Source organism: Pseudomonas sp. S2_B07, from assembly GCF_054668435.1.
Genome location: NZ_CP162769.1, coordinates 75513 through 99644, shown reverse-complemented (window position 1 = coordinate 99644; position 24132 = coordinate 75513). Strand labels below are relative to the sequence as shown.

Below are 24132 nucleotides of genomic sequence, written 5' to 3'. Positions count from 1 at the left end.
TTTATTCAATGGCTTCTGGGTCAGGCGGGGCCCACGGAAATTCTTTTTTGATTTCATTGAAGCGCCTAACGCCCGCGGCGCGAACCTCTTCCCAACCGGGCTCCCCCATAGCTTCCATCCGTTGTGCCTCGGCAAAGTAACGATCCGAACCGGTCAATGAATTGGCGTACGCCCGTAAACGCAGTTGTTCGATTTCTTCGGCGGTGTATTCGGCGGACGGCAATGCCGGCAGTGGATGCTTGGAAATCACACCGCCCTCCTCCAGCGTCCACACCCCATCCCGCTCTTGGGTGATACGCATCCACAGCGGCTCATCGACCTCAATCGCACCGGCTGGAATTTCACTTACGCCACGGATCAGGCGACTACTGAGAACGCCCGCCGGATCAAAGGTTACGAACTTCATTCTATGTGTCCTCTTAGTGCCCGATGGAAAGCCAGAAGAAAGCGCCCGCCACTTGTGTGGGCGAGCCTGACGCACCGGAACTGACGATCACCGGCATAAAGCTGTCTTTGGTCGGCGCCCCCGTCAGTTCAACCACATCCGCCGCCACAGAACTGTTGACCACCATGGGCACAACGGCAAAACAAGCGTTCGGGTGACTCAAGGAAAAGGGCACAACGGTCGCGGCGTTGGGGATCCATGCGTATCCCCACTGAATGACAAAACCACCCAGCCAGGAGGGAAAGACCACATACCCCTGTTGCGCCTTAAGAATATGAAAACCCCAGCGTAGTTTTTTTGGCGTAATGACGCAGGTGTCGTCAGTGCCGGCGTCTGTCTGTGCTTGAGTCGCAACGCGGGCAATACCGGCAATGTTTTCGGAAGCCTGAACGATCAGCGCGCCGACACCTGCAAAAAACTTTTTCGGCGTGATAAACGTGGTGTCATCTGTGCCGCTGTTGACCTCAACCTGAGAGGCAATGCGAGCAATGCCGGCCACACTTCCGGTGGCCTGCACCACCTTGGCCATAATTGCCTGGAATACCCGCAGCGCGGTCATTGGCTTGTTGGTATCGGCGCCCGCCTCCGCCTCGGCTTGACTGGCGAGAGTAACGCCATGGCCACTCAACGTATTTGGCAAACTCGTCAATGAGGCAAACGGCACCGCCGTTAACCCACTGCCATTGCCAGACAAAATACCTTCGACGGTGACACCACTGGCCGACACCCGTACACCATTTCCGCTGCCCCAGGGTGTTGCGCCTAGCGCCATGTATAGACAGTTCAGGCTGTTGTTGCTTCCCCAGACTCCAAAGCTGCCCAACATTGTCCCGCCACCCGCCGGGGTTTTCATCGCGTTGACCCCGCCCGCCCAGGACGAAGTCCCCGAAGCGACGATCTCAACTGACCGACTGTCAATCATTCGCAGATTGCCCGTGACATCTCCACCGGACTTGCTCAGGGCATCGGTGATGCCATAGTCTCCAAGCGTTGTCGGATTGCTACCGCTTTGGACGATGCCGCGTTCATTAATGGTGACCTTGGTATAGGTGCCCGGCACCTTGTTCGCGGGCAGCACCTCAGTAATCACCGCATCGACATAGGACCGCGTCGCCAGCACCACCGCCGGATCGATCTTGAGCGTGATGTTTCCCGAGCTGGCGACGATGAAATTCATCCGAACAATCTGCGTGCGGCCCGAGCCTTGCGACAACACCGGCTTGAAGCTCGGTGCGCAGTTGGCCACGGCCACCAGATCACCGTCCGCGTCGTACAGGCCGAGTTCGCGAATCCAGTGCCCACCCTCGTCGGCCGGAATGACCTGCTCGGCGATGATCACCGCCGGGTTGACCGGGTCAACCTTGAGCTGATTCAGCGGACGGCGGCGCCACTCGTTGATCAGGCGGGTTTGTGCTGCACTGGGGATCGGGTCGGTGTTGTTGGCATCACCCACGCCCATTTCGGTGATCTTCCAGGGAATGCCGAGCGCGTCGGCGTTCGCCTGCTTGGCCATCCCCACGTTCGTGAGGATCGCAAAAAATTGCGAATTCGCATCAATCATAATAAATGTCCAGAGTGTCTATGGAGTGTTCGCGTCCCACCACGCCGAAGGTACCGGTGACCTCGATGTCACGCATAACCGGCGGATACACGTCGATTTCGTCGCCTTCGTACACGGCAACGCTGATGTCTAGAACGCCTTGGGTTTCCAGGCTGATCGCCAACCCCGTCAGGTGCCGCGTAACGGGCTTGGCGTCGTCAATCAGGCGTTCCAGCTCCTGATACATTTCTTCGGTGATCCCGGTGTCCAGTACGCCCACCTTCAGCGCAAAGGTGCCGGGCGGACCTTCCGGCACCGTGTTGAACCACTCGACGATTTCAATCAGGTAGCCCAAGGGCTCGACCACCCGGCGCAAAGCGCCGATGGTCCCCTTGTGGGCATGGATGTAATAAGACGCCTTGATGGCCGCGCGCTTGGTCGCCTCTTTCCATCCCGGGTCCCAGCGATCGACCGACCACGCCCACGCCAAGTGGGGCAACAGATGCACCGGGCAGGTATCGGCGTTGTACAGGGTGCGCAAAGGGACAATGGTTCGCTCAAAAAACGCCGCCTCCAGGGCGCGCTCCAGTTGCGTGCTATTGCTCGGCAGCAGGCTTTTCATGACGCCCCCGCCAGCTTCACGTCATAGCCCACGCAATACGCCGCCTGCGCCTTGGTCGGGGCTAGATCCACCCAGCCAACCAGCTCGACTCGGGAAACGCCGGCAATGTGTAGTTGAGCGTCCACCCCTGAACGCGCAACCTCGACCCCCAAGCGCTTGCGTGGGTTGATCCACGCGGCCAAGCGCCGGATGGCTTCGGCCAAGCTGGCATCGCCCTCAGGCCCCACACCGGCCATGTGCAAAATGGCGTCAATGCGATAGTCGATAATCTGCGCGCTCTGCACCGTGACCCGATCGCATACCGGCCTTACGTCTTCGTCATTCAGTGCCGCCTTGACCGTGGCCAGCAGCGCCGGACTGGCCTCCCCTTTACCTTCGGAACTCAACACGGTGACCGTGGCATAACACGGCGCCGGGCTTTCCGCCGTGGCGTCCATCACCAACCCCGAGGCGTTGCGCGCGTGCAGGATGTAGCTGGCACGCGGCCCGGCCGTGGTCAGCCCTTCAAAGGCCAACTGGATGCGCTCGCGGAACGGGTCGTCCTGTTCCTTGACCTCCGGTACCGGCGGAACCGCTGCCAGATCCTCGGCCTGAATCACCAGACGTTGCAGGTTGTAATTGGCGCCCAGGTGATCGAGGTCAGGACCAATCGCATGGGCCAACAGCAGCGCCTTGCCGGCATCGTTGACCCGGGCGCGGTTGCCCACTTTCATATAGGCCGCGACCTCCAGCACCTTCACCACCGGCTCGCTCTCAATCGGCGCGCTCCAGTTGTCGCCCATGTAGCCGCGAAACGTGCTCAGGGCTTCGTCATAGGTGTCTTCGAAGTTCAACCCTTCCAGCACGTCCGGTGCCGGCAACGCCGACAGATCCACGATGCTCATACGCTCACCTCAAACAGAAAACGGTCACCGAGGTATTCGCCGGCAATGCTCAGATTGATTTGCCCGCCCAGCACCGAGAGAGCGCGGACGCCCTCCAGCCTGATGCGCGGTTCCCAACGCCCGATCGCCCGGATCGCCTCGGCTTGTACCGAGCTTTTCCAGCCTTCGTTGACGGGCATGTCCACGTACAAGGGAATTTTGCTGCCGTAGTCCGGCCGCTGCCGGCGGCTGCCCAACCGCGTGCCCAAGATGTCGGCGATGCACTGGCGCAAATGCTCGATGCCGGAGATGGGTTGGCCGGTGTGGCGATCCATTCCGATCATTGGGTTACTCCGGCAATTGCTCCAGCTCGGGATGCGCTTTCAAAAACGCATATTGATCGTCACCACAGGCAGTGACACGACCTGCTACAACAGCAAGCGTGCCGCCGCCGGGCACGATCAGAGTCCGCGAGGTGAAAACCGTGTCGCGAAAAACACGCGCTGGCCCGACCGGCGCCACCGCATTAGCAGCGGCAGGAGAACCCAGCGGGGCCGGTTTCAATCCCGGCACGGCAATGGCATCGGTGGACTCGGTTGGATCGCCATCGGTTCTAGACTTACTCATAAGACACACTCCAGATGTAGAAAAGCCCGCACTCGGCGGGCTGTCGTGGGGTGAAAAATTAATGCGTGTGGTGGTTGCTGTTACCACCGGCGTCGATAATCGCGCCGGCACTGGTGATGCCCTGCGTGACATGCAACGCACCGTCGATGGTCACCGCCGCTTTCAGGTTGATGTTGCCGGTGATTACGCTGACGGCACTGTCCGTCACCACGACTTCGGTGGTGGCGACTTTGATGGTCACCGTCCCGGTCGGCAGGGTGATGGTGTAGGCCTTGGCCTGCCAGTCGTAGACCAGCGAGCCACCGTCATCAAACCGCCAGACTTCGACATGGTCGCGGTTATCCGGCTGCCCGCCGGCATTGCCGTACAAGCCCGGAACAAAGGTGCCCATGCCAGCCTGGCCGCTGGGGTTGAACAACACCCCTTGCTCACCAAGGCTCGGCACGCGCCAATGCCGCGCCTTGCCGGCGGCCAGGCTGTGCCAGCGCACCCAGGCGCTGGTCCATTCACCATTTGACACCCGCACCGCCGGTGCGGTCAGGTCGACGCCCACCACCGCACAGGGCATCAGCATGGCCGAGATCATGCGGTCATGCTCACCGAGTGCGAAACTCACGGGAGCTCCTCCGGTTTGAAAAAGTCGTCTTTGTCGTCATCGTTGAAGCCCAGCATCAGGGTGCCAGGCGGCTCATCCGGCCATGGCCATTCTTCGCTTCCCAGGAAGATCTGCTGCGTCCATTCCACCAACCAGACCACGTAGCCATCCAGTTCAGGTCTGGTCCAATCCTGCATCGCCTGGACAAACTCGGCAGGCTCGACCTCAAGTCCCCAGGTTTGCAGCCGCAGCAAGACGGCAAGTTGTGTGGCCAGTTGCACGGCCTGTCGTTGGTGATCGGCCTTGATCGGATCAACGACAATGCGTGCCTCGAACTTACAGACCAACGAGGTTTCGCCGGTACCGATGTCAGTCCCGGGTTCCATCTCAGTCATGTCGATGAACACCGCCGGTAGCGCAACCCGATCCTTGATCCTCGGCCAAGTTGTTACTGCGTGAACGCCCGGCAGTTGCGTCAGAATCTGCTGCTCCATTGCCCGATAAAGCTGGTCGAGACTAAAAGACTCGTCAGACATTGGCCGTCCCCTTCAGGTATTTCTGCAGCTCAAAGTTGAACTCCTGCTGCAGGATTTCCAGCAGGCGCACATCGGCGCGTTTGACCCAGCTGTCAAAGTGCGGACGGGCTTGCTCCAGCGACACCTTGGCTTTGGCCAGCGGAAAGCGACTGCCGTTTTCCGCCACCCAACCCGAACTGGCGCCCCGACTTGAAGACACCGTGCTGTCGGGATAATCGTCGGCGTTGAAGTGCTTGCTCGCGGTGCGAATCCAGATGTCAGGCTTGTTGCCGTAAACCTGCTTGAGAAAGGCGCCCTGGTAACGCCGCCCAGCCACCGACACGCCACTGCCAGACTGCCGCGCCCGGCCGATCCGGCTGGACTCAATGGCGTTCAAACCGAACCACAACTTGCCGCTGGTAGCCCCGCCCGTGACCGGGTAACTGCGCAAACGTTGACGAACCGCCGCAACCGCAATGCGTTCTTGCCGGCTCACTGCCCGGGCAATGTGCGTGCGCAGCCAACCCAGCGTTTTGTTGATCGCCCGACGCTGAGCGGTGGCCGCCGCTTTGGGCACCAGTTTGGCGAAGTCCTGAAACGCTTTCAGGTCCGCCGTCGAAGACTGGATGGAGATCATCCCGCCACCGGCGGAAGGTTCGAAGTAACTGCCGACACTCATGCACGCATCCTCAGGATCAAGGCGACCAGACCGTCACCGCTCGGCTCCAACTGCAGCAGGTCATAATCTCCACCGCCATCCAGCGCAGGCAGATCGATGCTGACCAGCAGGCCCTGCTCCAGGCCGTGCGAGTCGCTGACGCGGATCTCGAACCGCGGCTCGCGCAACCCGGTGTTGAGTTTGCCGAACTTGGGCTGAAGCCAGGGTGCGGCGAACATGCCGAACACCGGCTGTTCGCGACCCTCGATAATCGCGGTGTCGCCCAGCGTTTCGAACACCACCGCGTCGACCTCGGCGATCAGATCGCGAAAGCCCACGGTCAGAGCTCCAGCAGGATCTGTGCGCGAGGTCGGGTGCACAGGTGCAGCGGGTTGGACTGCGCTTCGCCGACCACGCCCTTGCCGAACTGCATCGGTTCGATCTTGCTGTAGTACGGAATACCCTGGGTGTTGACCGTTTCCATGTAGTCCGCCGGTGCAAACACCGAGATGTACAACTCCGGTACACCTTCAGGGATCAGCAGCGCCTTGTCGTCGTGGACGAAAGACACGCCCGCGACTTTGCCACGGTAGCGCTCCCAGATAATGCCGCCGAACTCGAAGCTTTCCCGGGCGTCGCCCCGTAAGGCAGCCGCCTGCTGGCTGTTGAGGTAGGTCTCTTTGACCGACTCGTGAACAATCAGCTTGTTCCAGAAATTCTTGCCGCAAAAAGCGCGAGAGCCGGTGCTAGTCACGCTGCCGAGGGCATCTTCTTGCATATCCAACGCTTCGCCGCATTTGACCCGCAGCTCCGTGCTCGGGTCGGCCAAGCCCATGGGCAACTTCTGACGCTGTACACCGAAGCGGTCATACAGATCCAGCAGCACCGTCGAACCATCGGCATCGAGAATCAGGCCATTCAGCGCGCCCATGCGCTGGAACTCATGGGTCGCGTCCAACTGACGACGCGCTTTGGCCAGACGGGTATTGACGACATCCTGAACCGCCTGCAACTCGGTGCGGGTACCGAAGGCGCGAATACCCTGGATCTCGTCGGCCTTGATGGTGAAGCGCTCCGGCAGGTGCACGGTGTTGAACGGGATCAGGTTGCGTTTGCTGGCGGCGACCACCAGGCCCGCGCCGCCGCGTTCACCGGCTGGCACCAGTGCCAGGGTATCGCCGTCCTTTTCGATCTGAACGGTCAGGGTGGTAATACCCTCCTCGCGAAACAGACCCAGGGCGCTGATGCGGCCTGGCAGATAGGGTTGATCGTTGAGTGCAGCAGTCAGCGCGGTAACGGTAAACGCTTCGTCGTCAAAAATGGCGATCTCGGCCATGGGTACTCTCCAGAAATGAAAAAACCCGCTCAAGGCGGGTCGGGCAAACGTAGGGGATAGCCTTAGCGGACAATCAGGAAATGGCTGGCCAGATCCTTTTCCGCCACCGGGTCTAGCCCGGTCAGGTGCACTTCGCTGACTTCAGCCAAACGCACCACGGCGCGACCACGGCGCACGATGTCCGACTCGCCCAATGGTCCGTAGAGGATCACAACAGCCGTCTCCGTACCGTCTGTGGCGGCAGAGTCATACGGCGCGAATTCGCCCGTGGCCGTCACCAGGCCGAGAACCTGGCCCGGGTTCAGCGCAGGGCCAGCTGCAACATTGATCGTTTCCCGAGAAATGTTCCCGGCGCCTTCAGACAGGAGAAATTCACCCGCGTGGATCGGCTCTTTTTTGAGGGTCATGGTCTTGCTCCTTTCGCGCCGTGCGCGGTTCCAGATTGAGCCGTTTGTCGCGCGGCCCAGATCGAGGTGGGGTCAGGTTGTTTGGCCAGCACCTTGGGCGCCGGGTCGTCGGCCAGCGGCAGACTGTTGTCGATTTCAAACCCCTTGCCGCTGGTGACAATCTTGTCGAACAGACGCGCCCGAACCGCTGAAGCATCCAGCCCCGCCGACACATACTCGGCGCTGAACTCCGGCAACCGAGCGGCCACGCACAGGTCATTCACCGCCTTGGCGCGAGCCAGGCCGGCCAGGACAATCTCTTCGCTTTCAAGCTGGGTCGAGCTGAGCAGCGATTCGACCAGGTTGCCGATACCTGCTGCCGTGCAACGTTGAGTGATCATCAGGGCCAACTTGGCCGAATCGACCACCGGCGACACAGATGGTGGATCGAGCGGTTCCGGCTCCAGGTCCGGATCTGCTTCGGGTGGTTCATCGAGCTGAGCCACCAGTTCAGCCGGTGCGTGCTGAAAACGCTGCAACACCGCGCCCTGACCGAGGCACGCCTTGACCGTGATGCCGTCGCCGACTTCATCGGCCAGCCCCAGTGCCACGGCTTCATTAGCCGTCAGCCAGGTTTCGGCGGCCACCAGCCGTCGCAGCTCGACCTCATCGATGTCCGGCGCCTTGGCCTTGTAGGCCGCGATGATCGCCTCCAGCGTCTGATCCAGAACATCGGCGACCCTGCGGAAGTCCTCCGCGTCGCCTCCGGCATAGGTGTAAGGGTTGTGGATCATCAGCATGGCATTCGACGCAATGACGACGCGGTGTGCACCGCATACCGCCACACTGGCCGCACTGGCGGCCAATGCATCAATCCGACCGGTACAACGCTCACCCAGACGCGATAACGCATTGTGCATGGCGAGCCCGTCAAACAAATCGCCACCGATGCTGTTGAATGCCGCGACCACCGGCGAGACGCCGTCATCCAAGGAGCGCAGGTCCTGTACAAATTGATTGGCAGTGATGCCCCAGGTACCAATCTCGCCATAGACAAAAACTTCGATCACTCGCTCGGCGGCCTCGCCGCTGGCCTGCAGTGCGTACCAGGTTTTATCCTGAACCTGCACCCGTTGACCGGCCCGATTGTAAACGCGCGGTCGCGCTTTTTTACTCATGGTTGCTCCTTGTCGTCGGTTGTTTCGACGGCATCCAAGGTGTTGTAATTGAGGCCAAGGGCCGTGGCACGCGCCAGATCGGCGGCGTTTTCCTGATCGACCGTTTCGGCGTCGTAGCCGGTGCGCAGAACCATCTCGCTGCGCGAGGCAAAGCCTGCCTGCACTTCCATCCGGCGAGCCTGCACGTCCTGTACGGGCTGGATATAAGCCCAACCTTGCGGCACCCAACGGGTACGCAGGTAGTCGCGGCGCTTCTGCGCGAAATCGCCCAGCACCAGGACACCGGACAACACGGCCATGTCCATCCAGGCGGCCCGCACTGGGCGGCAGAGCTGGTGGACATAAACGCTGAATTGCAGTTGTTCCAGGCGGCGCCGAAACTCGTTGAGCACCACACGCAACGCTCGGTCGTTGATCCCACGCATGTCGCCGGTGAGGATCTCGTAAGGCGTGCCGGAACCGGCGGCGGCTGCCATCAGTTGTTGCCGCATGAAGTCGGGATAGTTGTTGCCCGCATCCGGTGGCTTGGAGAATTCCACCTCTTCACCAGGACCCAACTCCTGCATGGTGCCGGGCTCCAGCGCGACCATCGGCGTGAAGCCATCGCGATCCAGGCTCAGCGGCGCGCCGGTCACTGGATCTCTGGGAACCAGTCCAGATTCCGGCGTCGGCCGTTTGATAAAACCGGCAAATAGGTTGGCCACTTCCTGGCGAAACAACACGGCGTCGTCGTAGTTGTCGAGACTGCGCAGGCGCTTGAGTACAGGCGACAAGCGCGGCACGCCGCGCAGTTGACCAGGCTCCACCGGTTCAAAGATGTGCAGCACCTGCGCCGCCGGCACTCGCACCAGTTGGTTGTAGCCAGCGTTCAACGACGACGCATCGCGCGGATGCGACAGGTACATCCAGTACGCCACGCGCTTGCCGCCGGGGTTGAACTCGATCCCGGCGCGGATAACGTTGCCGGATTTGGTGCTCTCGTACTTGTCGTGCGGAACAAACTCCGGCGCCAGAATCTGCAGCTGCAGTGGAACCGCCAAGCCCTCGTCGAGACTGCGCGGACGCAGCCGCACAAAGCACTCACCCGAGGTTTCAACCGTACGGGCCACCAAGGCCTGCTGGCCGTAGAAGTCGGTACGATCATCCGCATCCGATTCATCGACCCAATCGCCCCACAGCTCCTGGAGCACCTTGCGTAAAGCATCATCGTCTGTGGTCGGCCGAGGGGTGATACCGGTGCCGATCAGGTTGCTGACGCGCTTGTCGATCACGTTAAAGGCATACGGGTCATTACGAACCGCTGCCCGGGAGCGCGACCGCAGGTTGCGCAGTGCCGGGGTATTGATGCTGTTGATCCCGTTGTCGGGAGCATCCCAGCCAGTGGAGCGGCGGCCCTCTCCGGCGCCTTCGTAACTGGCCTTGATGTTCGACGGCAACACGAATCCGTTACGGGTTAGCGTCGGATAGCGAGCCATTAGAGTCCCTTGCCTCCGTGGTACAGACGAACCGCACGCGAGCGTGGTCCGGCAGCGTTGACCAGCGACGAACGAATCTCTTCGCGAGCCTTGAGCAGCTCATCGACCGTGCGGTACTCCACGGTGCGGTCGGTGTAGCGCACGGTTTTTTCACCGCGAGCGATGGCCGCCTCAACCGCGTCGAGGTGCTTCTGGGTAAATGACATATCAGCGTCTCTTCAGGTAACCGCTGGTGGAGCTGCGGCGTTGAGGGGGGTTGCCGTTGGGCGCGCTTGCACGACCGGAACAGCGAGGGATGGAGCCGGTTGCCTATCCGGTGTTGCGGGACCAGGACTATCGATCCGTTCACCTTGCACAGGCTTGATGTCCCGGGCTTCGTCAAACAGTCCGGACTGCGCCAGGGACTGACGCACGCGTTCCCAGTCGTGTTCCTTGTAGCGGTTGAGGCCCAGGTAATGCGCCATCGCCAGGCAATACACCATCAGGTCGAGCGCTTCGTTGCGCTCGGCCTTGCCTTTGACCCATTCGATGCGCTTGTGACCACGCACGTAGCGGGCGACCTTGCGCTCTGCCACGCACTGGTCGAAGAAGTCGTCCGGCAGGTCATTGGCGAAGTGCAACGCGCCCGGCCCGGACTCGAATGGGTAGCGGTTGTAGATCCAATCTTTCGCTGTGTCGGTACCGACGAACCACAGCTCGGCACCGTTGCGTTCGGTCTGGCCTTTCCAGGTCACATCGACCATGGACGGGCGTTGAGCAATGACCGGCTTGCCGGGTTTGCTCGCACCTTTGATGGCGAACACGTTGCGCCAGCGACGAACACGGCAGAACTGGTAGACCTCATCGGTATGGTGACCACCGGAGTCGACGGCCACGGCGAGAATGCCCAGACCGACACCGCAAGGATGGCGGTATTTGGCCTTGAGCAATTCATCCAGCGCCGCCCAGGTGCGGTCGTCTGCTGGATCGCCCGAAACGATCTGGAAATCAACGACCCAGCGCTCCATGCCGGCCCCCCAGCCCATGGCCATGAACTCCAGGCGATTGGCCTGAACGTCGACGGCACCGGTGATCATCATCACCGCCGCCGGTAGCGAACCGAGGGTAAAGCCTTCCAACCGAGCGCGCTGTCTAAGCACGTCCGCTTTGGTCTGCTCTTGAGCCGCGTCCCAAACCTTCGCCAGACGGGTGTTGTAGAACACCTGCATGGGCTCAAGATCGCCTTTGGCCTGGGCCTTTTTCGCCTTCTCGAATTGCTTGGCCAGCGACTTCCAATCCATCCAACCCAGCGGCGAATACAACGCGTTGAGATGGAAGCCAACGGTCTCGCCGTCTCCTTCGGCATGGGCGCGCCACTCGCCGTTGGCGAGCATTTCGCCCTTGTGGTACTCCTCAATCAGCACGTCACATTCCGGCCCGGCGCACTGGTAGTGCACGACGCTGAAATCCATCGAGTAGTGCAGCCGCTCCCACTCAAGGATTTGCATGTGCCCGCAAGTCGGGCACGGCACGTAGTAGTGACGCTGGTCGCTGCCATCGAACAGGTCGGAGATGCGCGAAGCGCCCTTGATCGTCGGCGAGCTGGAGAAGTAGAACTTGGCGTTACGGCCAAAGGTACTGCCCCGGGTTTCCGCCAGCTCGATGGGATCGCCCTCCTCGCCGATGTCCACCTCCCAGCGGTCGATCTCATCACCGTAAACGTAGCGCGCCGAGAGCTCCGACAGGTTGGCGGCCGAGCCGGCGGTGGTCACGTACAACGTGCCGCCCTCGAACTCCTTGGTGTCCATGGTGTTGCGTGAATCCCGCGAGCGGTTGGCCGCCACGCGCTCACGCAACACCGGCGTCGCCTTGATCGTTTTGCCGATCCGCGAGGACACCCGTTTGGCCAGGCCGAGGCTTGGCAACAGCGCCAGGATATTCGACGGCGCCATGTGCATCAGGCCGCCGATCCAATTCAGACCGACCTGGGTTTTCATCAACTGCGACGCGACCATGGTGATCACGCGTTTGCAGGGGTGAGCCGGCGACAGGCAACGCATCGGCTCGCGGGCATACGGAGTACGCGAAGTGCGGTACTGGCCGGGCTCAGCGGCGCCGGTGTCACGCGGGATCCGCATGTACTCATCGGCCCACTGATCGATCCAGACATCCGGGTCGGGCCGTAGCCCACGGAAATACGCCTCGCGGTACACCTCTGCACCGTCAGGGAATCCAGTGGGCATGGGCTTAACTCGTGGTCAGTGCGTGTTCTAGGTCCGCTGAAGACATGCGTTCGGCGTCTTCCAGCGAGCGACGGATCGCCGCTGTGAGGTGCTTCTCGATTTCCCAAGGGTCGGTCATGGAAGCCAGTTCCGGAGCCAACTGCGGAGGCATGCCGAGCAGTTGATCGCGCAGCATGCGACCGGCGTTGTAGGCACCGGTCTGAACCGCCGTCAGTGCCACCAGTGAGCCCTTGGCCTTGTGTAACTCGATCTCGGCGAGCTGTGCCAGGTTGTGCTCGCGTAATGCGCGGGCCTTCTGGAAGTCGGGAAGCTGCCCCGCAGGGGTAATCGCGAGCGGCGGCGCAGCCATTGAAGTCGGTTCGGCCTGACTGGATAGCTGGCTGTAAACGTCACGCTGAAGCCGGTCCTGGTGGTGGCGGTCAGCGACGGCGGTCTTGCTCGGGTCAGCGGTGTCGCGAATCAACGCTTCACTGGCCGTGACATCGACCTGTTTACCGTCTGCGGTCAGTACCAGGCGGTTGTTGTTTTTCAACCAGGTGATGTAGCTGGGCGCCCTGCCGATCCGAGCCGCGAAGGCGCTCTTTGACAGGTACATTGGTTCTGTCATAAGCCCTCCTTTTCAACGGCTTTTCAATGGGAACCTTTCGATTTCAATGGATTGAATTTCAGTAAGCTGGCAACCCTGTCGCTAACACTTTCCCGCGGGTTTCCGACCCCGTACCCAATGGATAACCCCAGGGTCCCCGGCGATTTTCGGTGCCCCGGGCCGGTGCATCACCCCTGCTCACCACCGGAGGGTGGCGCTTCGCAGACGCCCAGCCGCTTGGCGGCCCAACGTTCGTACAACCCGATGGCAACATCGGCGCCGGCCATTGCAGTCAGGCAGCCCATCGCCGACGCGGTCCAGATCGACACCCCGGCGGCGTGCAACAACATCATGGTGGACAGTCCGCAACCAACGCAGGCACCGGACCGAAGTGCGAGGCGCCGTAACAATGCCCAACCCCTTGCCCCGTCCTTGTCAGCTCGCCACATCTCGCCCGACACGCCGCCGACCAGGGCCAGGACGATCACTAACCAGATCGGCATCTCTGCCAGCGCTTGCTGTTCGTTCGTCATCGCCCTACCCCATAAACGCAAAAACCCGGCGCAATGGCCGGGTTTGGTGTGTGATGCCTGCCGCTCTCTGCGGTCGCACCTATCGAAGATGACTACTTTTTACAGGTGGATTCTCATGGCAGCAACCCCACTTTAATGCCACCCGGTGAATATGTGGGTAACGCAGGGTGAACGCCTAAGCAATGTCGGTGAATACACCACCACGGCTATCTGTTGCTGTTGTGTTGTCCCATTTGCCCCACCTTTCAGGATCGAAGTGGGACGCCTGAGAGCGCCTAAGTTCGGGGCCTTGCCCCACTGTCCTACTGTTTTATCTACTTTCTCGTGTAAAGGAAGAAATTGAATAACACGCGTGCGCGCCAGGGGCGCGTGCTGGTGCCCGCTCCGCTCACATGGGCGGGAGGCTCCAACAGGCGGGACTGTGGGACAGCCCAACAACGACAAGGCCCGCGCTTGTCCCACCACGTCAAAACGCAGTGGGGCAAGGCGGGCCAGTGGGACAACAACAGCCGGAGTCGTGCCTGGGGTCACGCAGCCTTCCCCATCAACATGCCGGCGATGCACAAATGCGCCTCATGCAAACGACGGTAATACGTCGGCGCACTGCAACCGCAATGCAGCATCTTCTGCGACAGAAAGCTTTCGTGGTTGCAGTAGTGCTCCATCACTACCAAGGCAAGCTCAGGCGCAAGATGCTTATTCACGATCAGCTCAATATCCGCCGATTCATCCAGCAGCACCCGACTGCCGCGAGTCCCGCGAATCAACTCCCCTTTGCACTCCATCAGCATGGCGATCATGTTGCCGCCGCTCGCTCCAGCGAAACAGTGGGTCATCGGGGAGTGCAGATCCTCGGCCCACAGCTTGAGCATCTCATCGATTCGCTTAATCAAAGCACGGCTCCTCAAACGTCTCCCTCTGCAACACTGAAGCGCCACCCCAACCTGCCGGCTTCTTGTAAGCCCAAGGACGCTGCCCACTTTTCGCCAACGCCGGCATCCGTGTCCGTCGCCATCCAAGCCGGTGCATGATCGCCCCGACGCGCATCTGCTCGGGCTTACCCCAATGACCAAAGTCGAGCTTCAGCGCATTAGTCAGCACCTCACTGCCGGACGTGGTTTCACCGATCTGCGATTCCTCCAGCCAGGTCAGAATTGGCCCTTCCCACTCATCCACAACAAAGCGCTCTTCCTGCGCGTCAGCAAAGGTCGGCGCCTCATCAGGCGTCACCCACCAGATATCGCCTGCCTCATAGCAAAACATCGCTTCTGCCCAGAGCTGGTCACGGATTTCACGCAGCTGCTCCAGGTCGACCTTGGTACAAGCCACCGGCCAATAACGCCGGTTGCCGGTGGCGTCCTTGAGGTATTCGTCTTGGTTGGTCGTCCCCACGAACACACACTGGCGTGGCACATCGTTTGTTCGGCGGCCGTAGCTCTCGCGGTAGGTATCGGTCGACGCTGAGAAGAATTGTTTGGCCTTAGTGCTTTCCGCCTTGTTGAAGCTGTCCAGCTCCCCCAGCTCGACAATCCATTTGCCACGGATCGCCTGAAAGCCGTCCTTGTCGCCCAGCGCAAAAGGCGTATCCATGAACCATTCGCCGCCGAGGATGCTCATCGCCGTCGACTTACCCGCGCCCTGCGCGCCTTCCAGAATCATCACCGAGTCAGCCTTGCAGCCGGGCCTCATTACCCGCCCCACCGCCGACAGCATCCAGCGCTTACCGACCTTGGCCGAGTAGTCGCTGGCCTGCACGCCCATGACATCGGTGAGCCAACTTTCCAACCGAGGCACTCGGTCCCATTCGAGCTTGTGCAGGTACTCCCGCACCGGATGGAACGCATGATCATGTGCAACCACGCTCACCGCCTCGATCACCTGAGTCGACTTGACCCGCAGGTTGTATTGCTGCGCGAGCCACTTCATTACCCGCACGTCATCGATGTCGGCCCAGTCGCCAGTACCGCCGCCGTAAGGGGCAGAACGCAGCTTGACGATCTTCGAACTGAAGGCGCTGTAAGTGATCACCCCGGCCCAGCGTTCGTCGTTTCCAAGGATCAGCTCAACGTTTTGCATGTGCGCGATAAGGGCACCGCTTTCGGTGCGAGCCAGTTGATCTTTCCATCCACCCGCAGCCGGTGGCTTGACCACCGCCAACACCTGACGACGGACCGCCTCCAAGCCTTCGGCAACGTGCAGGTCGTTGAAGTCCGTCCACTTGTCTTCCCGCTCACCAGAGAAGATCGGCGCAACCACCTGACCACCTACTATCAACGCGGCGTTGTTGGCCTTCTCTTCACCGGGGTTCCAGGGCTCACCGTTCGGGCGCTTGGTCTTCCAGTCATCATCACGGCAGACGATCAATGGGCAACCCGGAAAGCGTTCACGCATGGCCTTGCAGACCACCAGCAAGTTACTCGCGTCGAAGGCGATGGCCACGGTCAGCGAGGTCGCCATATGCACGCTGGCGCCCGTGGCATAACCCTCACATACCAGCACCGGGTCTCCCGGCTCCGGGTGAGGCCCGATCAGGTGAAAAGCCCCCTCCTTCGACATCCCGTAAGGCCAGTAGGATTTGTCCCGACCGGTGTCTTCCTGCTTGGAGGGAAACACCACCTGCAAGCCGACGATCTGATCCCGCACGTTGCACATCGGCACCAAAAACGCGCCGGTGCGCGGCGCGTAACGAACACCAAAACCAACAATCTGCTTTCGGTCCAGATAGTCGCTACGCCCCTTTTCAGGCATGCGCTTGAACAGCCCCGCTGCGCGGTTCGCCGCTCGACGTGCCGCATTGGCCGCAATCTCGGCGGCGCGACGTTTGGCATCTTCTTGGCGAGCGCGCATAACCTCACGCTCTTCCTGCGACATCCGCCCCGCCTTGACCTTAATCTTCTGCGTTTCGCCCGAACGCCAGTCGCCGAAGCTGCCGAAGATCAGCGTCTCGCCCTTCTCGGTGCGATGTTCGTGGACGACGTACCAGCCGTTCTTTTCTTTGCCCTTGTCCTGCGTGGTCTTGCAGCGGGTCAGCTTGCCAAAAATTAACGGCTGGTCCGGCTCAAGGCCGTAGTCTGCGAATTGACCCAATACCTCATCGAGCATGGCGAGCCTCCCGCGATTCGTCGACGGACTGGCAGATCACGCACTGAGTGCAACCTGGGAGTGCGAGCCGACGAGCTTCAGGGATAGGATCATCGCAACCTTCGCAGAACAGGAATGAATGCGCCGCGGAAGCGGGCTTGGCGGCGTTACGCGCAGCGATTGCCTGATCAAGACGTTCCTGCACCAGGTCGTTAGCAAAGTCAGCAATATCAGCCACGGTCGACACCCCGCGTTGTCTGATTAACGTAGGTGGCGCGGTTGAACATCCCCAGCAGCCCTTGAATTCCTCGAAACACCTGCAAGCGAATCGCAGCCAACTCGTGGTCAGTCACCACGCCGTCGCCGATGCTCTTGGCCCATGTCTCAGCCAAGTCCGCGACCTGCCGAAAATACTCAGCAATGCCGGTGGTCAAGGTTTCAGGCATGTCGTTGGTGTACGCCTCGGCCAACTCCTGCCAAGTCGTATCCCCGACCAACGCATGCACTGCATCCAGAATGCGGCGGTCCTTGGTCAGCTCCAGGATCTCGCCGAATTCCTGAATGTTGACCGTGTGACTTGGGTGAGTTGGAGACAGCTTGTGCTGCAGCGTGGTGGCGTTTCTGCCGGTGGTGGCGGCAATTGCAGCTGCGCCACCGGGATAGTCCCGGGCAGCATGGTAAAGCGCTAAATCGAGCGGCAGGATCTCCCGCTGCGCCCGTTCTATAGAACTCAGAGCGATTCGGCTCATGGCATTAATCCTTGTAAGTTGCCAGTGCCGCGCGACATGCAGTGGTGATACATTTGCCGCGTGGCTTGAAAGGGCCCAAACGCCGGCTAGATCTTCAGGATCGATACCGGCACCGTGCCGAGGCGAACGATCCGTCGTTCACCTCTGGCGCAACAGCTGCCCAATCTGTGGTGGAAAAGGCAGCAACACCAAGGCATCCGTGCCTTGGAAAGCGCGGTAAAGAGAGGTGGTTAGCATGTGGTGTGCCCGCCTTTCTTTATCGCGACCCGACAGCGCTGTGGTGGTGCGTGCCGGGAGGAACTGGGCGGCCTTTGGGTCGCCTTTTTTCTAGCTACGCGGCTTTGCTAGTTGGAGTCGTTTCAGTCACACCAAAATGATCGAGTACCTCGGCAAGCGAAACACAACCTTCACTCTCACGAGCTAATGACTTGATCAACGAGACGCTTGGATCTTTGCTCGCGTATTTGACGTGAAGACGCAGGTAGCTCACTGCGATATGGCAACGCTGGGCGTAAGCCATTAGCGCCTCGGTATCTAACTGATTGATGTAATTACGTAAGTTCATAGGTGTACCCTCCGAACGACAAGTTAACCTCCTGGGTTACTTTTTGCAATACCCACAAGGACATTCACCCGCAAGGTTAATCCAGCCAGAATCGGCGTATGAAAATTTCAGATACCCGCCTCCAAAATTTCCGAAGAGTCTTGGCAGAGAAAAAACTCCGCTTGACTGACATCGCCGAACTACTGGGTAAAGCGCCCGCGCAGGTTAGTGCTTTCGGCGGAAAGAACCCGACAAAGGGCATTGGAGATCAGATTGCGCGCGAGATCGAGAAAGCGTTGCACCTTCATGACGGATATCTCGACATGCCGTATGGCCTTGGCGAATTCAACAACGCTACGGTTCTAAGTCACACAGGTCGTAAATTACCGGTGATGGGATCAATTGCTGCCGGTGCTTGGTGCGAACCTGATGTCAGCTTCGATCCACGGGATGCGGAAGAGTGGATTGACGCACCGGGTCCCGTGGGACCACGGGCATTTATCCTTCGCGTTGAAGGCATGAGCATGGAGCCAAAATTTGTGGAGGGCGACAAGATCGTGATCGACCCTGCGTTAGAGGCGCTACCAGGTCACTTTGTTGCTGCCAAAAGAACGCGAGATCAAGCCGCAACGCTTAAACAATTGAAACAAGAGGGAAATGAACAGTATCTCTACGCACTAAATCCAGACTGGCCTGAGAGAATCATTCGGATGACTGAAGAGTGGAGTATCTGTGGGCGAGCTCGCTGGAAAATATCAGACTTGTAACTCTAGAAAAATCCAGCTTCAGAAAGGGATATCAAATGAAGTACAAAACCAGTGATGTTTTCGGCGTCCGCAGCCAGCTAATAGAATCTTATATCGAAAGACCTAGCGTAGACGAATTATTCAGTGCAGCGCTTGAGGACAAAAACCAAGTAATAGTTTATGGATCTTCTAAACAAGGAAAGACATCACTAACCCTTAAGCATCTAAAAAAAGATGAATATGTAAAAGTAGAATGCTCCCCACAGACACAAGCCATCGATATTTATCGATCAATTCTCAGACAATCAAACATCACATATTTCGAGAGTGATACTCAAGGCCTTAGCTTCGAAACTGCATCCAACATCAATGCCGGCGTAAAGGTAAAAGTCCCCTTCATTGGTGAAGCAACTCTAGGTGCTGGCACCGCAGACAAGACAACCCAGTCCAACTCATCAAAAGAGCTTTACATCGAATATAACTTAGAACTCGCACAGGACGTCTCCGAGCTTCTAAAAAAGAAAGAAATCGAAAAGTTTATCGTCCTTGAAAACTTTCACTACCTATCCCTTGAAGTACAAGAGCGTCTTGCCTACGACCTCAGGGTTTTTCAAGACCTTGGCGTGATTTTTATAGTACTGGGCATATGGCGCGAGGCGAATCGATTAGTACAATTCAATGGTGACCTTTTAGATCGCGTTACGGAAGTACCAGTAGAGCCTTGGCTGAATGAAGACTTTGCAAAAGTAATAGAAAAAGGATCAAAGCTACTAAACGCCGACTTTTCAAATATCCAAGAAATCCTCATCAAATCTTCATTCGACAGTGTTGGTGTTGTACAAGAGCTTTGCAAACAGTGCTGCATGGCGGCAGGCCTTACCGAAACAGCGAAAACAACGATAATTATAACAAGTGATCACCTAGCAACTGCGCTCGCCACCAAAGCAGGCGAGTACGGGGGTCGCCATATTCGAAATTTTGAATCATTTGTCGACATTGCACGAAAAACTAGCAACCAGAGCGGAAAGCCATCGTTAGCATTTCCATTTTATTTTATACACTTATTGCTAAAAACAGACCTAGAAAATATTGAACAGGGACTATCGCGATCTACATTATTAGAGGGAATCCGGAGAGTTCACCACAGGCCAGATGATGTACGCTCAGGCGACCTCGGTGCATTTCTTCATAACATTACCCAACATCAGATCAACAAACGAATTCAACCGCCCTTCGTAGATTATGATCGTGGTAGTAAGCTACTTAAGATAATCGACTCTTCACTGTATTTCTTCTTAAGGCATTGCGATCGAGACGCCATTTTGGCTGATATTCCTCATCCGACATTGGATTTTTCAGATGACCTGCTTGCAGGCCTGGATGAGCCGGAACCTGCTAACTGAGGGAATCATTGTACGATTTCAAAAAATTAACCTTTATGGTTGTTTTTTGTTGACACAATTTACCTTCAGGGTTAAATATCGCCTCACTCTTCCACCACAGAGCGAGGCAACACCATGCACACCACAGCAACCCTGCACGTCCATCCGGCCGCTGCTGATCCATTCCGCATATTCGAAATTCGCCGCCTAGCCCGCGAATGCCGCTGCACGTTTGTCACCACCAAACCTAAGCTGAAAGCCCGCGCCACACCCGCTCCGTTCGGTCCGAATGGCGGGGGGTATGCAGCATGAGCAAGTACAAGCTAGACAACCGCACCCTGCAACTGCTCAACGCCCAGGTCAACCTGACCGAGACCTTCAGCCACACTTTGAGGTCGACACCTAAGCGCGAGGCTCTGTCGTTTCGCTTGAAAGTTGAACGTAACCCATTCGACACCCTGTTCACCGTTGAACTGGGCAGCGAGCGCCATACGCTGACCTTGAAGAACGAAAAAAAGATGCACCTCAAGCTGGCCGACTTTATCGAAGAGATCGTCAACGGCCCGTTCGACCCCAGCAACGCTGCCGACCTGTTGAACCTCCCCCACGCCAGTCGGCAATACGCTCGCTTCGATACTGAGCACAAGCAGCGAGTATTCGAGCTGGTGCGCACTGGTGGTGTGGTGAGCCTCTACATGGGATTTGAGCTGCCCATTCACGTCGCCATCCACCGCACTAAAACCCGCCCTGGTGTCACCACCATCATGAGCATCGGCGTAAAAAGCCCGCGTACTAAATGCTTCTCCGTGTGCGGCAGCGACGTCGAGATCTACAAACAAGTAGCCGAGTCCATCAACCACCTGGCGGCAGCGGCAACACCCGCCGCGCACGCTGCTTGAGGGGATGTCATGGAACGCACACTCGCCCAAGCCGCGAAATACTTCGGTATGACTCGGCCAAAGCTGCTCGACCTTATGCGGGCAAAAGGTCTGCTCAATAATCGGAACCTACCCGCCTTCCCGACCCGCGATCGCGTGTACCTGCGGGTCAAGGAAAGCAACTGGTATCACGAGTCCGCCGGCATACAGTACAGCCAGTCAACCCGCGTCAAACAACCCGGTCTCCGCTGGCTGGCCGATCAACTGGGGCTGGATATACCCGCCATTCCGGTAAACCACAGTGACGTGGCCTAGGGAATACGCTCGCCAGATCGTCGCCATGCGCACACGCGAGGAGCGCAATGCTGCGCTCCTCGAAGTGCCTGAACATCTGCGCGAGCTAACTAAGCGCCACTGCCTGAATGCCTGGGACCACCCGGCAAGAACACAACGCAAGGAGGCTCAGCAAGCCAATGATTAACGCCAGCCAGACACCGCTACGACTGCAACCCGCACCCGAGTCAGCCACCGTGGAGCTGCTTTACCGCACCTTCGGCGACGTACTGATCCCGCTGGAAAAAGTGCGCGAGCAGTACTTCCGCAACCTCAACGAGCAATCGTTTGTGGCCGAGATCAACAGCGGTCGGATACAGCTTCCCATAACCACACTGGACACCAGCCGCAAGGCACCGAAGTACGCGCACATCCGCCATGTTGCTTCACTAATCGATATCCGTGCCTACAAGGCAGATGAAGAGATGCTGCGGCCGCAGGACGACTCAACCGAGTAAGACACCCGACCCAATGGCTGCCACCACCAGCCTACGACAATCTAGGAGCACACCACATGACTGCAATTCAAATCTGCGCATTGATCGGCCTCATCATCGCCGCCGCCCTTCTCTATTGGACCGGCTACCGAGATGGCCTGATCGATGGACGCATCGAGGAAGTTGACGAAGGCAAAACCATCCAACAATCCGACAACTCGGAAGCCATCCGTAGCCTGGAGCACTCACTAATCCAAGTATCTGCTGATCGCATGCAACTGTACGCTCTCTACAAGCGCGCATTGGCGGCCTCAAAACTAGGGGAGCAGGAACGTCAATCCCTACTAGCCATTGCTGAAAAGCTCAGGATCGCGGCCGAGACATTCAGTGCATTCCGAACCGGCAAAAAACTCGAGCGAGATACTCTCGACCTCCGCGATCAAGCGCTCTCCATGGCAGCCCTACTAGAGCCAGCAACGCAGGAGGATGCGGCATGAATCGCGCTCCCCAAATGTTGCGCCTGACACCACGGGCAGCCGGCGCCTTGCAACAGCAATGCACCAAAGCCACCACGAAGTTGCTGGAACTGACGCGCTTTCGCAAAGAATTCGACCGGCAACTTGTCGCACTGATCGGCAACGACGCCCTGCGCAAACTGAACAAAGACCAAAAACACCCCGCTACTGGCGGACTTGGTCAAGAAGGCTGCATGAGCCCAGATTCTCGCCACCATCGCAACACGGCTCGCGTCTCACCAGCACCGGAGGTACCAACTCGCCATCGAATAGCGGAGGAAAGCGGCACGGCGACGGAACAGCACACAACCCAAACATCGACCGCTTTGCTCTGCAACGTCAATAGCGTCGACGCACCTGAAACAAACAGGCTCTGCTGCGCAGCAGCAGGCATTACTGCCCCTTTTTTCGCCACCACCGTCGTGCTTATACCCCACGAAAAGCTGCGCGAGGCAGCCACACCAGATGCAACGCTAATCGCTGAGATTTGCTCGCCAGCGCAGCCTGTTGTGGGGTATACGCAGGTACAAGCTGTCGTCATCGCTCAGGAGACAGCATGAACAGAGAGAACTCCTTTCAGCTCCCAAGTGAGACGCTGACAGAAGCTGAACTGGCCGCTATAACGGGCTACAAGATTCCGTCCTGCCAACGTCGGTGGCTGCAACGCAATGCTTGGGAACACGTGCTCACAGCCGCACAACGCCCCGTTGTAGGCCGCGTTTACGCCCGCCTTAAGCTCGCAGGGGTGAAGCCATCCGCAACCAATGCAGTGACAGAAACTTGGTCACTCGATCTCGCTCGTGTGGGTTAGTAATGCGCCAGAAGAACGCCAAAAACCGGGATCTGCCGCCACGAATGATCCGCCGCACTCGGAAAAGAAAGAACGGCAGTACCTGGGTGGGCTACTACTACAACGGTCGGGACGCGGAAGGGAACCGGGTCGAAATTCCGCTGGGCGGTGATCTGGATGATGCAAAAATCGAATGGGCACGCCTCGATCGCAAAGCGATTCCGAAACCCGCGCACCTGATGGATCGCCTGTTTGACGACTATGAGTCGAAAGTAATGCCGAAGCTGACGCCAGGCACCCAAAGCGACTATGAGAAAGGCTTGCGACAGTTGCGTAAAGCGTTCGTCGGCGCGCCCGTTGACGCAATGACTCCGCAGGTAATCGCCCAGTATCGCGACGCTAGGTCGGCCAAAGTTCGAGCGAATCGGGAAATCGCCCTTCTGTCCACGATGTTCACTTTCGCCCGTGAGTGGGGACTTACTGACAAGGCAAACCCTTGCTTCGGCCTACGGCGGAACAAGGAGACGCCGCGGGATTTCTACGCAGGCGAAATCGTGTGGGATGCCGTATACGCACAGGCCCCGCCCGAACTAAAAGACGCCATGGACCTGGCTTACTTGACGGGTCAACGCCCGGCTGACGTATTGAAAGCTTCGGCGGCAGACATCAACAACGGATTCTTGATGGTGGGCCAGGGCAAGACTCAGAAACGCCTGAGAATACGCCTACACGACGGCGCTGCCATTTCTTACCTCAGTGCCTTTCTGGATGCATTGCTCGATCGCAAAGTGATGGCCGGCATAAAAAGCTCCAACCTGATAACCAACCAGGTGGGACTCCGTATGAGCTATGCGATGCTGCGTAATCGCTGGGACGAAGCCCGAGACAAGGCTGCAACAAAAGCAGCGACCGAGGGCGATACCGAGCTGGCTGTCACAATCCGGAAGTTTCAATTCAGGGACATCCGACCGAAGGCCGGCAGCGAAATCGAAGACATCAAAGACGCAAGCCGCCTGCTCGGTCACTCAACGGAAGAAATGACTAAGAAGGTTTATCGGCGAGTTGGTGAGATCGTGAAACCAACTAAATAGCAGCA

At 58.7% G+C, this 24132-nt stretch carries 31 protein-coding genes and 1 pseudogene; 9 read left to right on the top strand and 23 right to left on the bottom strand.

Annotated features, from left to right (window positions below; translation table 11 throughout):
• Position 1: 1 nt before the first annotated feature.
• The 23 genes and pseudogenes from AB4N43_RS00480 to AB4N43_RS00370 all read right to left on the bottom strand — a co-directional run bounded on the left by AB4N43_RS00480 (position 2) and on the right by AB4N43_RS00370 (position 17976).
• A complete protein-coding gene (locus AB4N43_RS00480; RefSeq protein ID WP_460152759.1) occupies positions 2–406 on the bottom strand; it encodes a hypothetical protein in 405 nt (134 codons plus the stop codon).
• Positions 407–419: 13 nt separating this feature from the next.
• Complete coding sequence (locus AB4N43_RS00475; RefSeq protein WP_460152758.1) at positions 420–2006, bottom strand: phage tail protein; 1587 nt, start codon at positions 2004–2006, stop codon at positions 420–422.
• Entirely contained in the window at positions 1999–2607 is a 609-nt protein-coding gene (locus AB4N43_RS00470; protein WP_460152757.1) for a phage tail protein I, read from the bottom strand. Before AB4N43_RS00470 ends, AB4N43_RS00475 begins: the two co-directional genes overlap by 8 nt.
• Positions 2604–3491, bottom strand: a complete 888-nt coding sequence (locus tag AB4N43_RS00465; RefSeq protein ID WP_460152756.1) for a baseplate assembly protein — start codon at positions 3489–3491, stop codon at positions 2604–2606. The genes AB4N43_RS00470 and AB4N43_RS00465 overlap by 4 nt, the downstream gene beginning before the upstream one ends.
• Positions 3488–3814: a GPW/gp25 family protein gene (locus tag AB4N43_RS00460; protein ID WP_460152755.1), complete on the bottom strand. Its 327-nt coding sequence runs from the start codon at positions 3812–3814 to the stop codon at positions 3488–3490. Before AB4N43_RS00460 ends, AB4N43_RS00465 begins: the two co-directional genes overlap by 4 nt.
• 4 nt (positions 3815–3818) lie before the next feature.
• Complete coding sequence (locus AB4N43_RS00455) at positions 3819–4097, bottom strand: hypothetical protein (RefSeq protein ID WP_460152753.1); 279 nt, start codon at positions 4095–4097, stop codon at positions 3819–3821.
• 58 nt (positions 4098–4155) lie between these two features.
• Positions 4156–4713 (bottom strand): phage baseplate assembly protein V, encoded by a 558-nt coding sequence (locus tag AB4N43_RS00450; RefSeq protein WP_460152752.1) that lies wholly within the window; start codon positions 4711–4713, stop codon positions 4156–4158.
• Positions 4710–5228, bottom strand: coding sequence for a hypothetical protein (locus tag AB4N43_RS00445; RefSeq protein ID WP_460152750.1), 519 nt, complete (start codon positions 5226–5228; stop codon positions 4710–4712). The genes AB4N43_RS00450 and AB4N43_RS00445 overlap by 4 nt, the downstream gene beginning before the upstream one ends.
• Positions 5221–5886: a hypothetical protein gene (locus AB4N43_RS00440; protein WP_460152749.1), complete on the bottom strand. Its 666-nt coding sequence runs from the start codon at positions 5884–5886 to the stop codon at positions 5221–5223. The genes AB4N43_RS00445 and AB4N43_RS00440 overlap by 8 nt, the downstream gene beginning before the upstream one ends.
• Positions 5883–6203 carry a head-tail joining protein gene (locus tag AB4N43_RS00435; protein ID WP_460152747.1) on the bottom strand — a complete coding sequence of 107 codons (321 nt, stop codon included), beginning with the start codon at positions 6201–6203 and terminating at the stop codon, positions 5883–5885. Before AB4N43_RS00435 ends, AB4N43_RS00440 begins: the two co-directional genes overlap by 4 nt.
• Positions 6204–6205: 2 nt before the next feature.
• A complete protein-coding gene (locus AB4N43_RS00430; RefSeq protein WP_460152745.1) occupies positions 6206–7201 on the bottom strand; it encodes a major capsid protein in 996 nt (331 codons plus the stop codon).
• Positions 7202–7263: 62 nt separating this feature from the next.
• The gene (locus AB4N43_RS00425) at positions 7264–7608 is read right to left on the bottom strand and encodes a head decoration protein (RefSeq protein WP_460152744.1); all 345 of its coding nucleotides are present in this window, start codon (positions 7606–7608) and stop codon (positions 7264–7266) included.
• Complete coding sequence (locus tag AB4N43_RS00420) at positions 7605–8765, bottom strand: head maturation protease, ClpP-related (protein ID WP_460152742.1); 1161 nt, start codon at positions 8763–8765, stop codon at positions 7605–7607. Before AB4N43_RS00420 ends, AB4N43_RS00425 begins: the two co-directional genes overlap by 4 nt.
• A complete protein-coding gene (locus tag AB4N43_RS00415) occupies positions 8762–10240 on the bottom strand; it encodes a phage portal protein (RefSeq protein ID WP_460152740.1) in 1479 nt (492 codons plus the stop codon). The genes AB4N43_RS00420 and AB4N43_RS00415 overlap by 4 nt, the downstream gene beginning before the upstream one ends.
• Entirely contained in the window at positions 10240–10446 is a 207-nt protein-coding gene (locus AB4N43_RS00410) for a phage head-tail joining protein (RefSeq protein ID WP_460152739.1), read from the bottom strand. The genes AB4N43_RS00415 and AB4N43_RS00410 overlap by 1 nt, the downstream gene beginning before the upstream one ends.
• Before the next feature lies 1 nt (position 10447).
• Positions 10448–12462 (bottom strand): annotated as a pseudogene (locus tag AB4N43_RS00405) (phage terminase large subunit family protein).
• Positions 12463–12466: 4 nt separating this feature from the next.
• The gene (locus AB4N43_RS00400; RefSeq protein ID WP_460152738.1) at positions 12467–13069 is read right to left on the bottom strand and encodes a terminase small subunit; all 603 of its coding nucleotides are present in this window, start codon (positions 13067–13069) and stop codon (positions 12467–12469) included.
• 167 nt (positions 13070–13236) lie between these two features.
• Positions 13237–13581, bottom strand: a complete 345-nt coding sequence (locus tag AB4N43_RS00395; protein ID WP_460152737.1) for a phage holin family protein — start codon at positions 13579–13581, stop codon at positions 13237–13239.
• 527 nt (positions 13582–14108) lie between these two features.
• The gene (locus tag AB4N43_RS00390) at positions 14109–14474 is read right to left on the bottom strand and encodes a PA0613 family protein (RefSeq protein WP_460152735.1); all 366 of its coding nucleotides are present in this window, start codon (positions 14472–14474) and stop codon (positions 14109–14111) included.
• Positions 14467–16683: a virulence-associated E family protein gene (locus tag AB4N43_RS00385; RefSeq protein ID WP_460152733.1), complete on the bottom strand. Its 2217-nt coding sequence runs from the start codon at positions 16681–16683 to the stop codon at positions 14467–14469. Before AB4N43_RS00385 ends, AB4N43_RS00390 begins: the two co-directional genes overlap by 8 nt.
• Positions 16673–16900 (bottom strand): TraR/DksA family transcriptional regulator, encoded by a 228-nt coding sequence (locus AB4N43_RS00380; protein WP_460152732.1) that lies wholly within the window; start codon positions 16898–16900, stop codon positions 16673–16675. The genes AB4N43_RS00385 and AB4N43_RS00380 overlap by 11 nt, the downstream gene beginning before the upstream one ends.
• Positions 16893–17411, bottom strand: coding sequence for a phage regulatory CII family protein (locus AB4N43_RS00375; protein WP_460152730.1), 519 nt, complete (start codon positions 17409–17411; stop codon positions 16893–16895). Before AB4N43_RS00375 ends, AB4N43_RS00380 begins: the two co-directional genes overlap by 8 nt.
• Positions 17412–17742: 331 nt before the next feature.
• Positions 17743–17976 (bottom strand): hypothetical protein, encoded by a 234-nt coding sequence (locus AB4N43_RS00370; protein ID WP_460152728.1) that lies wholly within the window; start codon positions 17974–17976, stop codon positions 17743–17745.
• Positions 17977–18074: 98 nt separating this feature from the next.
• Between AB4N43_RS00370 and AB4N43_RS00365 the strand changes: the two genes are divergently transcribed.
• The 9 genes from AB4N43_RS00365 (at position 18075) to AB4N43_RS00325 (ending at position 24127) form a co-directional block, all read left to right on the top strand.
• Positions 18075–18722 carry a LexA family protein gene (locus AB4N43_RS00365; protein ID WP_460152726.1) on the top strand — a complete coding sequence of 216 codons (648 nt, stop codon included), beginning with the start codon at positions 18075–18077 and terminating at the stop codon, positions 18720–18722.
• A gap of 35 nt (positions 18723–18757) precedes the next feature.
• Positions 18758–20104, top strand: a complete 1347-nt coding sequence (locus AB4N43_RS00360) for a hypothetical protein (protein WP_460152724.1) — start codon at positions 18758–18760, stop codon at positions 20102–20104.
• 287 nt (positions 20105–20391) lie between these two features.
• Entirely contained in the window at positions 20392–20982 is a 591-nt protein-coding gene (locus AB4N43_RS00355; protein ID WP_460152723.1) for a hypothetical protein, read from the top strand.
• A gap of 9 nt (positions 20983–20991) precedes the next feature.
• Positions 20992–21276, top strand: a complete 285-nt coding sequence (locus AB4N43_RS00350; RefSeq protein WP_460152721.1) for a phage antirepressor KilAC domain-containing protein — start codon at positions 20992–20994, stop codon at positions 21274–21276.
• A 158-nt stretch (positions 21277–21434) separates the two neighbouring features.
• The gene (locus AB4N43_RS00345) at positions 21435–21752 is read left to right on the top strand and encodes a pyocin activator PrtN family protein (protein WP_460152720.1); all 318 of its coding nucleotides are present in this window, start codon (positions 21435–21437) and stop codon (positions 21750–21752) included.
• A 56-nt stretch (positions 21753–21808) separates the two neighbouring features.
• The gene (locus tag AB4N43_RS00340; RefSeq protein WP_460152718.1) at positions 21809–22228 is read left to right on the top strand and encodes a hypothetical protein; all 420 of its coding nucleotides are present in this window, start codon (positions 21809–21811) and stop codon (positions 22226–22228) included.
• Positions 22225–22806 (top strand): hypothetical protein, encoded by a 582-nt coding sequence (locus AB4N43_RS00335; RefSeq protein WP_460152716.1) that lies wholly within the window; start codon positions 22225–22227, stop codon positions 22804–22806. Before AB4N43_RS00340 ends, AB4N43_RS00335 begins: the two co-directional genes overlap by 4 nt.
• Complete coding sequence (locus AB4N43_RS00330; RefSeq protein WP_460152715.1) at positions 22803–23057, top strand: DUF4224 domain-containing protein; 255 nt, start codon at positions 22803–22805, stop codon at positions 23055–23057. The genes AB4N43_RS00335 and AB4N43_RS00330 overlap by 4 nt, the downstream gene beginning before the upstream one ends.
• Positions 23058–23059: 2 nt before the next feature.
• The gene (locus tag AB4N43_RS00325; RefSeq protein ID WP_460152713.1) at positions 23060–24127 is read left to right on the top strand and encodes a tyrosine-type recombinase/integrase; all 1068 of its coding nucleotides are present in this window, start codon (positions 23060–23062) and stop codon (positions 24125–24127) included.
• Positions 24128–24132: the final 5 nt, after the last annotated feature.

Bases quoted from the DNA above. Each gene is read 5' to 3' on its own strand.
- AB4N43_RS00480 (WP_460152759.1), bottom strand. From the start codon at position 406: ATGAAGTTCGTAACCTTTGATCCGGCGGGCGTTCTCAGTAGTCGCCTG.
- AB4N43_RS00425 (WP_460152744.1), bottom strand. From the start codon at position 7,608: ATGACCCTCAAAAAAGAGCCGATCCACGCGGGTGAATTTCTCCTGTCT.
- AB4N43_RS00465 (WP_460152756.1), bottom strand. From the start codon at position 3,491: ATGAGCATCGTGGATCTGTCGGCGTTGCCGGCACCGGACGTGCTGGAA.
- AB4N43_RS00325 (WP_460152713.1), top strand. From the start codon at position 23,060: ATGCGCCAGAAGAACGCCAAAAACCGGGATCTGCCGCCACGAATGATC.
- AB4N43_RS00375 (WP_460152730.1), bottom strand. From the start codon at position 17,411: ATGAGCCGAATCGCTCTGAGTTCTATAGAACGGGCGCAGCGGGAGATC.
- AB4N43_RS00420 (WP_460152742.1), bottom strand. From the start codon at position 8,765: ATGAGTAAAAAAGCGCGACCGCGCGTTTACAATCGGGCCGGTCAACGG.
- AB4N43_RS00455 (WP_460152753.1), bottom strand. From the start codon at position 4,097: ATGAGTAAGTCTAGAACCGATGGCGATCCAACCGAGTCCACCGATGCC.
- AB4N43_RS00360 (WP_460152724.1), top strand. From the start codon at position 18,758: ATGAAGTACAAAACCAGTGATGTTTTCGGCGTCCGCAGCCAGCTAATA.
- AB4N43_RS00370 (WP_460152728.1), bottom strand. From the start codon at position 17,976: ATGAACTTACGTAATTACATCAATCAGTTAGATACCGAGGCGCTAATG.
- AB4N43_RS00355 (WP_460152723.1), top strand. From the start codon at position 20,392: ATGAGCAAGTACAAGCTAGACAACCGCACCCTGCAACTGCTCAACGCC.
- AB4N43_RS00460 (WP_460152755.1), bottom strand. From the start codon at position 3,814: ATGATCGGAATGGATCGCCACACCGGCCAACCCATCTCCGGCATCGAG.
- AB4N43_RS00470 (WP_460152757.1), bottom strand. From the start codon at position 2,607: ATGAAAAGCCTGCTGCCGAGCAATAGCACGCAACTGGAGCGCGCCCTG.
- AB4N43_RS00440 (WP_460152749.1), bottom strand. From the start codon at position 5,886: ATGAGTGTCGGCAGTTACTTCGAACCTTCCGCCGGTGGCGGGATGATC.
- AB4N43_RS00335 (WP_460152716.1), top strand. From the start codon at position 22,225: ATGAATCGCGCTCCCCAAATGTTGCGCCTGACACCACGGGCAGCCGGC.
- AB4N43_RS00365 (WP_460152726.1), top strand. From the start codon at position 18,075: ATGAAAATTTCAGATACCCGCCTCCAAAATTTCCGAAGAGTCTTGGCA.
- AB4N43_RS00395 (WP_460152737.1), bottom strand. From the start codon at position 13,581: ATGACGAACGAACAGCAAGCGCTGGCAGAGATGCCGATCTGGTTAGTG.
- AB4N43_RS00350 (WP_460152721.1), top strand. From the start codon at position 20,992: ATGGAACGCACACTCGCCCAAGCCGCGAAATACTTCGGTATGACTCGG.
- AB4N43_RS00330 (WP_460152715.1), top strand. From the start codon at position 22,803: ATGAACAGAGAGAACTCCTTTCAGCTCCCAAGTGAGACGCTGACAGAA.
- AB4N43_RS00385 (WP_460152733.1), bottom strand. From the start codon at position 16,683: ATGCTCGATGAGGTATTGGGTCAATTCGCAGACTACGGCCTTGAGCCG.
- AB4N43_RS00475 (WP_460152758.1), bottom strand. From the start codon at position 2,006: ATGATTGATGCGAATTCGCAATTTTTTGCGATCCTCACGAACGTGGGG.
- AB4N43_RS00340 (WP_460152718.1), top strand. From the start codon at position 21,809: ATGACTGCAATTCAAATCTGCGCATTGATCGGCCTCATCATCGCCGCC.
- AB4N43_RS00445 (WP_460152750.1), bottom strand. From the start codon at position 5,228: ATGTCTGACGAGTCTTTTAGTCTCGACCAGCTTTATCGGGCAATGGAG.
- AB4N43_RS00415 (WP_460152740.1), bottom strand. From the start codon at position 10,240: ATGGCTCGCTATCCGACGCTAACCCGTAACGGATTCGTGTTGCCGTCG.
- AB4N43_RS00430 (WP_460152745.1), bottom strand. From the start codon at position 7,201: ATGGCCGAGATCGCCATTTTTGACGACGAAGCGTTTACCGTTACCGCG.
- AB4N43_RS00410 (WP_460152739.1), bottom strand. From the start codon at position 10,446: ATGTCATTTACCCAGAAGCACCTCGACGCGGTTGAGGCGGCCATCGCT.
- AB4N43_RS00345 (WP_460152720.1), top strand. From the start codon at position 21,435: ATGATTAACGCCAGCCAGACACCGCTACGACTGCAACCCGCACCCGAG.
- AB4N43_RS00400 (WP_460152738.1), bottom strand. From the start codon at position 13,069: ATGACAGAACCAATGTACCTGTCAAAGAGCGCCTTCGCGGCTCGGATC.